This is a genomic window from Haloferax sp. Atlit-4N (assembly GCF_003383025.1).
Classification (GTDB): Archaea; Halobacteriota; Halobacteria; order Halobacteriales; family Haloferacaceae; genus Haloferax; species Haloferax gibbonsii.
Genome location: NZ_PSYY01000004.1, coordinates 135,301 through 147,981, shown reverse-complemented (window position 1 = coordinate 147,981; position 12,681 = coordinate 135,301). Strand labels below are relative to the sequence as shown.

Annotated in this window: 14 protein-coding genes; 11 read left to right on the top strand and 3 right to left on the bottom strand. The window is 66.7% G+C overall.

Annotated elements, in window-relative coordinates; all coding sequences use genetic code 11:
• Positions 1–68 precede the first annotated feature (68 nt).
• From C5C07_RS18255 to C5C07_RS18230, 6 genes are all read left to right on the top strand, one after another.
• Complete coding sequence (locus tag C5C07_RS18255) at positions 69–1,247, top strand: metal ABC transporter substrate-binding protein (RefSeq protein ID WP_115805768.1); 1,179 nt, start codon at positions 69–71, stop codon at positions 1,245–1,247.
• The gene (locus C5C07_RS18250) at positions 1,244–2,062 is read left to right on the top strand and encodes a metal ABC transporter ATP-binding protein (protein WP_004978126.1); all 819 of its coding nucleotides are present in this window, start codon (positions 1,244–1,246) and stop codon (positions 2,060–2,062) included. Before C5C07_RS18255 ends, C5C07_RS18250 begins: the two co-directional genes overlap by 4 nt.
• Complete coding sequence (locus C5C07_RS18245) at positions 2,059–3,045, top strand: metal ABC transporter permease (protein ID WP_004978128.1); 987 nt, start codon at positions 2,059–2,061, stop codon at positions 3,043–3,045. The genes C5C07_RS18250 and C5C07_RS18245 overlap by 4 nt, the downstream gene beginning before the upstream one ends.
• Positions 3,046–3,312: 267 nt before the next feature.
• Positions 3,313–4,377: a methyl-accepting chemotaxis protein gene (locus C5C07_RS18240; protein WP_004978129.1), complete on the top strand. Its 1,065-nt coding sequence runs from the start codon at positions 3,313–3,315 to the stop codon at positions 4,375–4,377.
• Positions 4,378–4,815: a chemotaxis protein CheW gene (locus C5C07_RS18235; RefSeq protein ID WP_004978132.1), complete on the top strand. Its 438-nt coding sequence runs from the start codon at positions 4,378–4,380 to the stop codon at positions 4,813–4,815.
• 48 nt (positions 4,816–4,863) lie between these two features.
• The gene (locus C5C07_RS18230) at positions 4,864–6,174 is read left to right on the top strand and encodes an MFS transporter (protein WP_004978136.1); all 1,311 of its coding nucleotides are present in this window, start codon (positions 4,864–4,866) and stop codon (positions 6,172–6,174) included.
• Between the two features lie 3 nt (positions 6,175–6,177).
• Here C5C07_RS18230 and C5C07_RS18225 read toward each other — a convergent pair whose 3' ends face one another.
• On the bottom strand, positions 6,178–6,783 hold the full coding sequence (locus tag C5C07_RS18225; RefSeq protein WP_004978138.1) for a twin-arginine translocation signal domain-containing protein: 606 nt from the start codon (positions 6,781–6,783) through the stop codon (positions 6,178–6,180).
• 184 nt (positions 6,784–6,967) lie between these two features.
• On the opposite strand from C5C07_RS18225, the gene C5C07_RS18220 reads away from it, so the two are divergent.
• The 4 genes from C5C07_RS18220 (at position 6,968) to C5C07_RS18205 (ending at position 10,335) form a co-directional block, all read left to right on the top strand.
• On the top strand, positions 6,968–7,609 hold the full coding sequence (locus tag C5C07_RS18220) for an NADPH-dependent F420 reductase (RefSeq protein ID WP_004978140.1): 642 nt from the start codon (positions 6,968–6,970) through the stop codon (positions 7,607–7,609).
• A gap of 176 nt (positions 7,610–7,785) precedes the next feature.
• A complete protein-coding gene (locus C5C07_RS18215; RefSeq protein ID WP_004978141.1) occupies positions 7,786–8,100 on the top strand; it encodes a HalOD1 output domain-containing protein in 315 nt (104 codons plus the stop codon).
• A 181-nt stretch (positions 8,101–8,281) separates the two neighbouring features.
• On the top strand, positions 8,282–9,607 hold the full coding sequence (glmM, locus tag C5C07_RS18210; RefSeq protein ID WP_049905300.1) for a phosphoglucosamine mutase: 1,326 nt from the start codon (positions 8,282–8,284) through the stop codon (positions 9,605–9,607).
• A 116-nt stretch (positions 9,608–9,723) separates the two neighbouring features.
• Positions 9,724–10,335 (top strand): nitrous oxide reductase accessory protein NosL, encoded by a 612-nt coding sequence (locus tag C5C07_RS18205; RefSeq protein ID WP_115805767.1) that lies wholly within the window; start codon positions 9,724–9,726, stop codon positions 10,333–10,335.
• Between the two features lie 47 nt (positions 10,336–10,382).
• On the opposite strand, the gene C5C07_RS18200 is transcribed toward C5C07_RS18205, so the two are convergent.
• Entirely contained in the window at positions 10,383–10,805 is a 423-nt protein-coding gene (locus C5C07_RS18200; RefSeq protein ID WP_004978146.1) for a hypothetical protein, read from the bottom strand.
• Between the two features lie 593 nt (positions 10,806–11,398).
• The gene (locus C5C07_RS18195; RefSeq protein WP_004978148.1) at positions 11,399–11,677 is read right to left on the bottom strand and encodes a PadR family transcriptional regulator; all 279 of its coding nucleotides are present in this window, start codon (positions 11,675–11,677) and stop codon (positions 11,399–11,401) included.
• A gap of 349 nt (positions 11,678–12,026) precedes the next feature.
• Between C5C07_RS18195 and C5C07_RS18190 the strand changes: the two genes are divergently transcribed.
• Entirely contained in the window at positions 12,027–12,560 is a 534-nt protein-coding gene (locus tag C5C07_RS18190) for a hypothetical protein (RefSeq protein WP_004978149.1), read from the top strand.
• The last annotated feature ends 121 nt before the right edge of the window (positions 12,561–12,681 follow it).

Sequence of the window (12,681 nt, the reverse complement as noted above, 5' to 3'; positions counted from 1 at the left end):
GACATTGAATAACAACGGTGAACGATAGAATAACAGCACTTATTATATCGAATGAGTTTTCTAATAACATGCGAACGAAAACCCGACGCAGGTTCCTCGCGACAGTCGCCGGAAGCGCCGCCGTCGGCCTCGCGGGCTGTCTCGGTGACGGCTCGTCCGATTCGACCGACTCGTCAGCCGAATCGGAGACGACGGCCGCGGCCTCGTTCTTCGTCTTCGGCGACGTGGCCCGACGCGTCGCTGGCGACGTCGCGTCCGTCGACACGCTCGTCCCCATCGGTCAGCACGGCCACGGCTGGGAGCCCGGCCCGGACGTGCAGGGCCGGGTACTCGAGTCCGACCTGTTCGTCCACGGAATGCCCGGCTTTCAGCCGTGGGCCGACGACATTCGGTCGTCGCTCGAAGCCGACGGGTCGGATGTCACCGCGGTCGACGCCTCCGCCGACGTGGAACTCCACGAAATCGGACCCGACGGCCACGTCCACGACGACGAGTCCCACGACGAGGCGGAACAGCACGACGAAGAGGCGCACGCGAACGAGACGCACGAGGAGACGCACGCAAACGAGACACACAGCGAAGAGACCGAACACCACGAAGAGACCGAACACCACGAAGAGACCGAACACCACGAAGAGACCGAACACCACGAAGAGACCGAACACCACGACGACGAGCACGCCGAGGAGTCGGAGAGCCACGACCACGGCGAGCTCGACCCGCACTTCTGGCTGGACCCGACGCGGGTCGCCACCGCGACCGAGACGCTCCGCGACGCCTTCCAGTCGGTCGATTCCGCGAACGCCGACGCCTACGCCGCGAACGCCGAGTCCTACCGCGAGACGCTCTCGGAACTCGACGCGGCGTTCGAGGACGGCCTCGCCGCCCGCGACCGCGACGTGATTCTCGTCGCCGGCCACGACGCCTACGGCTATCTCTCCGACCGCTACGACCTCGAAATCGTCGCGCTCACCGGTATCTCGCCGGACGAGGAGCCGTCGCCACGGGACATCGAGCGGGCGCAGGCGACCATCGAGGAACACGGCATCCGACACGTCCTCGCCGACCCGCTGGAGTCCGACCGCGCCGCACAGCAACTCGTCTCCGAGACGGACGCCGAGGACGTGCTCCCGCTCACGCCGCTTCCCGGCGTAATGACTGAGTGGGAGGAAAACGACTGGGGGTACGTGGATATCATGCGAGAGGTGAACCTCCCGTCGCTCCGGACGGCGCTCGGCGCGCAATGACGGCCGTCTCGCTCAGCGACGTGTCCTTTTCGTACGGCGACGTCCCGGTCGTCGACGGGGTTTCGCTCGACGTGGCCGAAGGCGAGTTCCTCGGCCTCGTCGGCCCGAACGGCTCGGGCAAGAGCACGCTCCTGACGCTGATGCTCGGGCTCCGCCGTCCGACCCGCGGCGAGGTGCGACTGTTCGACCGCCCCGCCCACGACTTCGCCGACGGCGAGCGCGTCGCCTACGTCGCACAGGACGCGACGGACGCGGCCCGGGACATGCCGGTCACCGTCCGCGAGGTCGTCCGGATGGGTCGTTACCCGCGGAACCTGTTCGGCCGCTTCTCGGCCGACGACCGCGAGGCGGTGGCCTCGGCGCTCGACCGCGTCGGTATCGCGGACCTCGCCGACCGCCGGGTCGGGGCGCTCTCCGGCGGCCAGCGCCAGCGAGTGTTCGTCGCCCGCGCGCTCGCCGCGGAGGCCGACCTGCTCGCCCTCGACGAGCCGACGGTCGCCCTCGACGCCGAGTCCCGCGAGGCGTTCTACGACCTCCTCGGCGAACTGAACCAACAGGGGATGACGGTCGTCCTCGTCGAACACGACATCGGCGTCGTCACGGCCCGCGCGTCCCGAATCGCCTGTCTCAACAAGCGGCTGTACTTCCACGGCGACACCGACGACTTCGCCGAGAGCGACGCGCTCGCCGCGGCCTACGGCGCGAACCAGCGCGTGCTCGACCACGACCACGGCCATCACCACGGCAACTCTCACGACCACCAGCGGGGTCACTCCCACGGCGACGCCCGCGCCGAACCGGAGGACGAGCAGTGAGCGGCCTCGTCGCACTCGCGGCGACCGACCTCCTCGCGGTCGATTTCTTCGCGGCCGACTCCCTCGCGCCGCTCCTCGTGGCCGACGCGTTCACGGGCGTTTTCGACTGGTTCTTGACGGCGGTCGTCGGCGGGGCGTTCTCGTGGCTCGCCGGCGTCACCGGTCTCGACTTCCTCGGCTACCCCTACATGCAGCGGGCGTACCTCTCGGTGCTCTGCATCGGCGTCGTCGGCCCGCTGGTCGGGTCGTTCCTCGTCTACCGCGACCTCTCGATGGTCGGGGACACGCTCGCCCACACCGCCTTCGCGGGGGTCGCGCTCGCGCTCTTCCTCGACGCGACGCTCGGCCTCGCGGTCCCGCCGCTCCTCGGCGCGCTCGTCGTCGCGGTCGTCGCGGCGCTCGTCGTGCAGGCGCTCATCGAGTACACCGACGCCCGGAGCGACGCCGCGCTGGCGATGGTCCTGACCGGCGGCTTCGCCCTCGGGAGCGTGCTCATCTCGCTCACCGGCGGCGGCATCTCGGTCGGTATCAACCAGTACCTGTTCGGCTCGCTGGCGACCGTCTCACGGGCCGACGTGGGCCTCCTCGTCTCGATGGGACTCGTCGTCGTCGGCTCGGTCGCGGTCGCCTACCGGCCGCTCGTGTACGTCACGTTCGACGAGACCGCCGCCCGCGCGTCGCGGCTCCACGTCCGCGCCGTCAACACGCTCCTGTCGATTCTCACCGCGTTCGTCGTCGTCAGCGCGATGCGAATCATGGGCGTCATCCTCGTCGCGGCGCTGCTCGTCATCCCCGTCGTCACCGCCTCGCGACTCGGGCGGAGCTTCAAGCAGTCGCTCCTCTACGGCGTTCTCGCGGGCGAACTCGCGGGCGTCGCCGGCGTCACGGTCGCGTACCTCTACGGGCTCGCCGCCGGCGGCTCCATCGTCCTCGTCGCGCTCGCGGGCTTCGTCGCCGTCGCCGCCGGACACCGACTGTCCTGAGCGGTTCGCGTTTCCGCCCGGCTTCCCCGCTTCGGCCGTAGTGGTTCGGCACCCCCGCGCCTGTCTCCGGCCTTGTCCGGACAAGTGATTTTTAAACCGGCCGACGATTTCTGGTTCTATCAGCCGCTGGTAGTGTGGTATCTATCCTGCAATATACCTCCCGAATCTGTTATTTTTGGCAGTTTCGAGCCGGTTAGCGGCAATGTGGGGTTATCCGATTTGATACTGTTCGCGAATACTTATCACATCACTCCCACACGTTTTCGTATGGCAATCGAGCGAAACAAACGCGAACCGGCCGCCGGTGACGGGGCCGCCTCCCGACAGCACGACGCGTATTCCGGTCGCGGTGCCGCCGGCGCGGCGACCGACGAGGTTCTCGACGACGTGGACGACGTGGACGACGCGACCGACGAAATCGGCACGGCCGTCGCCGAACTCTCCCGCGCCTCCGAGAGCGTGGCCGTCAGCGCACAGGAGATAAGCGACCTCGCGGGCGACCAGTCGACCAACATGCACGAGGTCGCCGGCGAGGTGTCGAACCTGAGCGCCAGCGTCGAGCAGATAGCCTCCAGCGCCGACCAGACGAAGGCGATGAGCGACCAGGCGCGCGACCTCGCCGCCGAGGGACGAAGCTCCGCGGACAACGCCGCGGACGCGATGGAAACCGTCGACGACGTGACCACCGACGTGTACGACGAAATCACCGACCTCCGCGCGAAAGTCGACCAGATAGACAGCGTCGTCGAAGTCATCAACGACATCGCCGACCAGACGAACCTGCTCGCGCTCAACGCCTCCATCGAGGCCGCCCGCGCCGGCGAGGCGGGGGCCGGGTTCGCCGTCGTCGCCGACGAGGTCAAGAGCCTCGCGGAGCAGTCCCGCGACAGCGTCTCCGAAATCGAGGCGGTCGTCGGCGACATCCAGGAGACGACCGAGACGACCGTCGGCAACATCGAGGAGGCGAACGAGGAGGTCAACGACGGCATCTCGGAGGTCGACGCGGCCGTCTCCGCGCTCCGGAACATCGACGCCGCGGTCGGCGAGGCCGCCGCCGGCGCGGAGGAGGTCGCCCGCGCGACCGACCAGCAGGCCGCGAGCACCGAGGAGGTGGCGAGCCTCGTCGACCAGACCGCCCGGGGCGCAGAAGAGGTCGCCGGCGAGATAGACCAGGTCGCCGCGGCCACCGAAGAGCAGACGGCGAATATTTCCGAGGTCGCGCTCCTCGTCGGCCACATCGACGACGAGGTGGACGAGCTTGAGGACGAGGTGGACGACCTCGAAGACGAACTCGACGCGACCGAAGACGGGCTCTCCGCCCGGGGCGCGTAGATGTCGCTCACGGACGCGCCCGACGCGGCGCTCGACGAGCCGACGCAGGTTCTCGAATTCGACATCGGCGCGGAGCGCTACTGCGTGGCCCTCGACGTCGTCACCGAGATTATCGACCGCAAGCCGGCCCGCTCGCTCCCGGACTCGCCGCCGCACGTCGTCGGCGCGATGGACTACCGGGGCGCGACGACGATGCTCGTCGACACGGCCTCGCTCCTCGGCGTGGGTTCGAACCCCGACGCCTCCCGCGTCGTCGTCTTCGACGCCGCCACCGAGGACGCGACCGTGTTCGGCTGGCTGGTCGACGAGGTCGACCGCGTGACGACGGTCGACCCCGAGACCGTCGACGACGCGCCGTTCGGCGACGACCTGACCCGCGGCGTCGTCAGGGGCGACGACGGCCTCGTCGTCTGGGTCGACCCGCCGGTCGACGAATAGGCCGACCGCACCGTACTTTCTTGAACGCTCCCGCGAACCACTCGGACGATGAAAACACGTCGGGACGCCGTCGATAGCTTCGATTCCTTCCGGCAGTTCGTCGGGCTCGAACGCGACGTGTTCGTCCTCTCGGTGGCGATGTTCGCGTTCAGCCTCTCGTTTCAGATGACCGGCCGGTACGTCCCGGAGTACCTCCGGGTGCTCGGGGCCGGCGCGACCGTCGTCGGCCTCTACGGGAGCGTCGGCAACCTCATCGGGGCGCTGTACCCGTATCCGGGCGGCGCGCTCTCCGACCGCCTCGGGTCGCGCCTCTCGCTCACGCTGTTCGGGACCGTCTCGTCGGCGGGCTTTCTCTTCTGGTTCGTCGCCCCGCAGGTCCCCGAAGTGACCCTCGCGGGCGTCTCGCTCGAACCGTGGCTCTGGATTTTCGTCGGGCTCTTTCTCACGCAGGCGTGGAAGTCGTTCGGCCTCGGCGCGACGTTCGCCATCGTCAAACAGAGCGTCCCGCCGGAGCGACTGGCGATGGGCTTCGCCAGCACCGAGATTTTCCGCCGCGTCGGCTTCCTCCTCGGGCCGCTCATCGCGGCCGCGCTGCTGGCGGCGACGGCGACGTTCGTCGAGGGCTTCCGGTACGTCCTCGTCGTGGCCGCGGTCTTCGGCGTCGTCGCCACCGTCGCTCAGCACGTTCTCTACGACGCGGGCGAAGACTCGCTGGGCAAGTCGTTCGAGGGGCTCGCACAGCTCCGCGACGACCTCCGGTCGCTCCCGGAGACGCTCCGCCCGCTCCTCGTCGCGGACACGCTCGTCCGGTTCGCCAACGGGATGGTGTACGTCTTTTTCGTCATCGTCGTCACGGAGTTCCTCGAAGTCGGCTTCACCGGGTTCGGCGTCTCGCTTCGGCCGGCCGCCTTCTTCGGCGTCCTCCTCGGCGTCGAGATGGTCGTCGCGCTCCTGACGAAACTCCCCGTCTCGAAGCTCGCCGAGCGGACCGGGCTCAAGCCGGTCGTCGGGCTCGGGTTCGCGGTGTACGCCGTCTTTCCGGTCCTCCTCATCTTCGCGCCGGCGGACCAGTGGGTCGTCGTCGCCCTCTTTGCCTTCTCGGGGCTCCGGTTCGCCGGTCTCCCTGCGCACAAGGCGCTCATCGTCGGCCCGGCGGAGCGAAACGCCGGCGGGCGGGTGACGGGCGCGTACTACCTCGTGCGGAACACCATCGTCATCCCGAGCGCGGCGCTCGGCGGCTGGCTCTACGCGCGGGACCCGACGCTCGCGTTCTCGGTCGCGTCGCTCGTCGGCGTGGTCGGCGTGGTTTACTTCGCACTGCGCGGAAAAGAGTTCGAGGCGTACGCCGGCGGGGCCTGACGCTCAGTTCGGGACGACGAGGTCGACCTCGAAGTAGTACATCGCCTCGAGGTCGCCCTCGAAGACGAGGTGGATGAGCGCGTTCTTGTCCGCCGGGACGTTGTTGCTCACGTCGGTGTCCTCGGCCACGAGGTCGCCCTCGGCGTCGTACACCCGACCGACGACGCTCAGTCGCCCGATGCGCGAGGAGGTGTCCACGGAGAGACCGACGCGGTAGGTTCCCGCCTCCTCGTCGGTCTCGGCGTAGTTCTGCCACGTCTTCGCGTACGGGAGGTCCGAGGAGACGACGACGCCCGGCACGGGTCCCTTCGTCAGGAGCGTGCCCACGACGTCCGGGTCGTCGTCCTCGCGCTCGAAGTCGATGCGGTCCTCGGGAGCGTCGGTCGTCGGCTCCGGCGTGGGTTCGGGTGTCGGTTCGGCGGGCTGTTCGGTCGTCGGTTCGGGAGTCGACTCGGGCGAGTCGGTCGCCGGTTTCGCGGGCTGTTCGTCGCCCGCAGGGTCGTCGTTCTGGTCGGCCGCCGGGTCGAGCGCGTTACCCTCCGCACCGAGGCAGCCGGAGAGGAGCACCACGCCCGCTCCGACGCCGCCGAGGAATGTTCGTCTGTTCATGTCGCTTCCAACGACACATATATACTAAATTATGATTGTACTGAATGGCTGAAGATTCCGGGATAGAGAAGGTCTGTGGCGGTTATAGGGGTCATTACGATTAGTGACCCACGAGTGAAAGGGGGGTCCGTCCCACGTCGCCGACCACGCAAAGATTCAACTTTGTTAACATACATCTTTGTTCATGGACATCGGAATACTCGGCGCTGGCCGACTCGGCGGGACGTTGGCCCAGCTCCTCGTGGAGTCGGACCACGAGGTTGCGATAGCCAACGAAAGCGGGGTCGAGTCGCTCGCGGACCTCTCCGAGACGCTCGGCCCGCAACTTCGCGCGGTTGAACCGACGCGGGCGATTCGGTTCGGCGACGTGGTCTTCCTCGCCGTTCCGTTCCGAGAGCGCGAGTCACTGCCCGACGCGGACCACTTCGCGGAGAAGATAGTCGTCGACGCGATGAACCCCTACACCGAGAACTTCCACGTTATCGACCTCGGCGACGACACCTCCTCGGAACTCGTCGCGGCTCAGCTCCCGGACGCGAAACTAGTCAAGTCGTTCAACACCATCCACTGGGAGACGCTCCGCGACCTCGGACATCCCGACCTCCCCGAATCGGAACGTCTCGCGGTCTTCCTCGCCGGCGACGACTCGGACGCCAAGGCGCACGTCGCCGACCTCATCCGCGACATCGGCTTCGGCCCGGTCGACGTCGGCGACCTCGTTCCGGGCGGCGAACTACTGGAACCCGGTTCAGCGCTCTACAAGCGCGAAATCACGGTCGAAGAGGCGCGTGAGACCGTCCGAACGCTTCGTGCTCGGCAGGGCTGACCGTCGTACCCGTGGAACTATCACGATTTTTGATTGTGTATGGTGAACACCAGATTGCGCTCGCGGAGTACCACGGCCGTACCCGTCCGTTTCCGTGACGTTCACGAATTACAACTGTTCACAAATAGCATGGATTTAAGGGCCATCATCTCACACAGACGCCTGTTAAGGCACCCATGATGGCACAGACGAACGACTGGAAGGACTCGCGCGTGACGTACGACGAGGCGACCGGGTCGTACCGCGTCGACCGCGATTCTTCCGAGCTACTAAGTACGAACGTTGTATTGAGTATTGCGGCAATCGAGGGCGTCCGACCGACGCAGCTCCCGCCGCTCGCACAGACTATCGACCCCGACGCCCTCGAAACGGTCTTCGGCCGTTCTGAGGACGCGCTCCTCTCGTTTTCCTACGCGGGCTACCGCGTGACGCTCGACGCGCTCGGTTCTATCGAAGTGGTCCCCATCGGCGACGCCCAGCCCCTCCAGTGAGGCGACTCACCGCCTAATCGCCGACCACTTACCGCTCATCTCCCCCGGCGAGTGGCGACACGGTCCCGCGATTCGTTACGCCGGCCTCGCGGTTCGCCACGGTCCAGTAGGTGCCGCCTGACCGCCCGCTCGTGACAGTAGGCGAAACATACCAAAACGTCCTGTCACCGTCTCCCACGGTATGTTCGGAACGAGTGGAATCAGAGGTCCGGTTGGCCGAACCGTGACCGCCGAACTCGCCCTTCGAATCGGCCGCGCGGTCGGCTGCGACGCCTGTACCGTCGTCGTCGGGCAGGACGCCCGCCTCAGCGGAGACGTCCTCGCCGACGCCGTGAGCGCAGGCGTCCGCGAGTGCGGCGCGAACGTGGTCCGACTCGGCGTCGCCTCGACCCCGACGGTCGCCCGCGCGGTCGGCTGGGCCGGCGCTGACGCCGGTATCGGTATCACGGCGTCTCACAACCCCGCGTCGGACAACGGGCTGAAGCTCTGGACGCCGAGCGGCCGCGCCTTCGACAAGGCCCAGACGCGTGACATCGTCCACCGGCTCAACCGCGACGAGGTGTCGCTCGCCCCGTGGGACGAACTCGGCGAGGAGCGCGAGTGGCCCGACGCCGCGGCCCGCCACGTGAACCACCTCGTCTCGTCGTTCGACGACCTTGACGACGTGTCCGTCGCGTTCGACCTCGGCAACGGTACGGGTCGCGTCTCCGTCGACGCGCTCTACGAACTCGGCGCGACGGTCAACACCATCGACGGCCAGCAGGACGGCCGGTTCCCCGCCCGAAAGAGCGAGCCGAACGCGGAGACGCTCACGGCGCTCCGGCGGACCGTCCCCGCGCTCGACGTGGACGTGGGGCTCGCCCACGACGGCGACGCGGACCGACTCGTCGCGGTCGACGAGACCGGCGCGTACGTCGCCGGCGACGCGCTCCTCGCGCTGTTCGCGCGGGACGCCGTCTCCCCGGGCGACGCCGTCGCCGTCCCCGTGGACACGAGCCTCCTCGTACAGGACGTGGTCGAATCCGCCGGCGGGCGCGTCACCTACACGCCGGTCGGCGACGTCCACGTCGCCGAGGCGGTCGCCGAACCCGGCTACGTCTTCGGCGGCGAGCCCTCCGGCGCGTGGATTTGGCCCGACGAGACGCTCGCGCCCGACGGCCACTACGCGGCGCTCAAACTCGCCGACCTCGTGGCCCGCGGCGAACCGCTGTCCGAACAGGTCGCCGACCTCGGCGGGGCGGCGTACGCCACCCGCCGCGCGAGCCTCTCGTTCGACGACAAACACCAGGCGATGGACCGAATCGCCCGCGACATCCACGCGACGTACGACGAGGTCGACACCATCGACGGCATCCGCGTCGACACCGACGACGGCTGGTTCCTCGTCCGCGCCAGCGGGACCGAACCGCTGGTCCGCATCACCGCCGAGGCCCGCGACGAGGCCGACGCCGACCGCCTGTTCGAGGACGTTCGCTCGCTCGTCGAGGGCGCGCGCGTCGTCGCCTGAAGCACTCCCTTTTGTGACCCGCCCGCCTCCTCCGCGGGGGTAGTTCAGTTCGCGCACGCGAGCGACCGTTCTCACGGTTTATGTACCATGGCGCCCGACCTCCGCACAGAGCGACGATGCACGACGACTCTCCGCCGCGCGACCGCTCGAACGGTTCGCTCACGCGCCGAGCCGCGACGAAAGCCGTTTCACTCGGCGCGCTCGCGGCCCTCGCGGGCTGTCTCGGCGGCGGTTCGAACGCGGAACAGCGGCCCGACCCCGTCGATCTCTCGGGCGGGAAGGAAGACGACCAAGGCGGGATGGTCATCGGCCTCCACGCCGGCCCGAACGGACAGATTTTCTACCGCGAGAACGCGCCGGAGGGCCACGACAACCCGGCGTGGTTCCACACCCTCAGTATGGGGCTGTTCCCGTACTACTTCGAACACCGAGAGCAGGGCTGGGAGGCGACGGCGGTGTACGTCACGGACTACTCGACGGTCGACTACGAGCTCTCGACCGAGGGTGGCGACACGTTCATCTCGACCCACACCGACGCCGAGACCTTCGGCGACGCCACCGAGATGACGTACGTCGTCGAAAGCGACGTGCTCGGAGGCATGGGTAAAGACCTGATTCCCTTTTCGTCGGACTCCGACGCCGACGGGTTCGTCGCCGAACACGGCGGAGAAACCGTATCGTTCGACGGCGTGACACCCGAGTGGCTCAGCGGCTACATGCGCTCGTAGCGCCGCCGCTGTCGGTCGCTTCGAAAACAACGGAGTTTCCGACGGCCTCAGAACGAGTCGTTGGGGATGCGGACGCCGTCGACGTAGACCGACACCGCGTCGGTCGACTGGAAGTTGGTGATGTCGCCCGCGAACTGGTAGCGCCGCGAGTCGTCGTCGACGGTTCCCTCGGCGGCGGGACCGACCGTCCCGGTCGTGCTGAGCGCGCCGTTCGATTGGAGCGGTGAGATCGAGCCGCTGACCGTCACTTCGAACGAAGAGACGGGACCGGTGCCCGCGACGACGAGCGTGTGCCCGTCGTCGTCGACCGGTTCGTCGGCCTGTTCCGTCGCCGAGCCGAGCCCAGAGAATCCCGCGAGTGCACCGGCGGCCGATACCGACCCGCACAGCGCGAGGTACTTGCGTCTACCGACGTCGTCGTCAGTCGTCGTCGTTTCTGGGTCCTGCCCGGTGGACCGTTCACTTACCATGTCTCAGGGGTTGCGGATTACACCCATAAATGTTGCGATAATTACATTAGTTGGAATACATGAATATCTATCGACGATACTATTGAGATCGTTACTGTTCGAATCGACGACGAGTTCCGACGATTCACTTCGACCGAAAAAACGACCGACAGCGACCACTTATTCTCGAATTAATCCGTTTCTTATGGCTGCATTAATGGCTGATTTGCGGTGTCGATTTGATTATCCTTTTTGTGATATTTTTGACGGCGACCGAATGTACTAACTTCTGATAAATATCTCAGTGGCGTGCGCAGCGACCGCTCTCTCGGTCGTCCGAGCGTCTATGAACCTCGAAACCGCGGCGGACGAGTCGGGAGTCGCGGCGGGCGTCGCGCTCGGCCTCGTCGAACGCGGTCGGCTCAGCGCCGCTGCGGTCGCTCGACTCGAATCGGCGTCAAAAAGGGGAGAGGACCGGACGAGACCGCGGGGACCGATGCGGCCACCAGCGACGAGCTGTTCTCGTCTTCGTTTCTTCCGGGGCGAGCGTCCCACTCGCGCCCTCGGGTGTTCGAACGGACGGTTCGTCGCTCCGCTGTGGGGACGGCGGCGTGCTATCCGAGGAACCCGACGTGGCGGTCTTCCCAGTCTCGGCGCTCGACGATGGACTCGCGACCTTTCTCGGACATCTCGTAGAAGTTCGTTCGGCGGTCGTGCTGTCCCTTGTTCACGTACCCCTGTTCGACGAGGGCGTCGAGGTTCGGGTAGAGCCGACCGTGGTTCACCTCCCCGACGTCCTTGCTGATCATCTCTTTAATCTCCTGCCCGGACGGGCGCTCTGCGCCGGCAATCACGTACAGCAGGTCTCGCTGGAAGCCAGTCAATTCGAACATTGTAGTCTCGAATCTAAGTATCGCCGCCATCGGGTATTGTTAGCCACCTCTATACTGGACAATTGGGTTCCTTACCGCCGCTGTCGCGAGTTTGCTCCCATTCCGGCGCGAGGACTTTTCTCGAAATCGACGAGATACGTAATCATCTCCGAGACCGAGATAACTCCCTCCCGCTGACGGTCCGTCTCCGAGTAAATATCGCGTGAAGATGAGCTTAATCCCCGTTAGAAACCGGTCCGGTGCCTCCCGGAAACGTCACGATAACAAAGGTCGGTTGTGGTGTACTACGACTCAACCGGGTCGGCTCCCCCTTTCGCATCGCGTGCGAGGACCGCCCCCGAACACGACGATGACAACCCTATCAAAAGACGAGCTCTTTCGCATCCTCAGTAACTCGCGCCGGAGGCAGATTCTCTACTTCCTCCACCGCGCGGGCGAAGCAATCTCGTTGAAGCAACTCGCGGCGATGGTCGCGGCTCGAGAGAACGGCACGGCGGTCGAGGACGTGACCGACGAAGAGCGACAGCGCGTGTATATCTCGCTGTACCAGACGCACCTCCCGAAACTCGAGAGCGCCGGGCTGGTCGATTACGACGACGAGGAGCGCTCCGTCGAACTCGTCCCGAACGTCGCCAAGCGGGGGTTCTTCTGGATGCAACCCGACGCGCGCGAGTCGTGGAGCCGGTACTACGCGCTTCTCGGCGCGCTCAGTTGGGTGCTCATCCTCGGGGTGTGGGCGGGGCTCCCGGGATTCGCGCTCGTCTCGTGGAGCGCAATCGCGGTGTTCGTCTCCGCGGCGCTCCTCGCGCTGGTGTTCGCGCAGTACCTCTCCGAGCGACGCGAGGGCACCTCGGCCGACGCCTTCGAAGCGCTCGTGGAATAACCCCCGGATAAATCGTCATCTCGCGACCGCCGTGGGCACCCGCTCCGGCGCGCTCGCGTATTCTCAGTCGGTGCTACTGCCGAATCGTCGTATCCGTGAGTTTAACTGCCAGTCGAGTTTG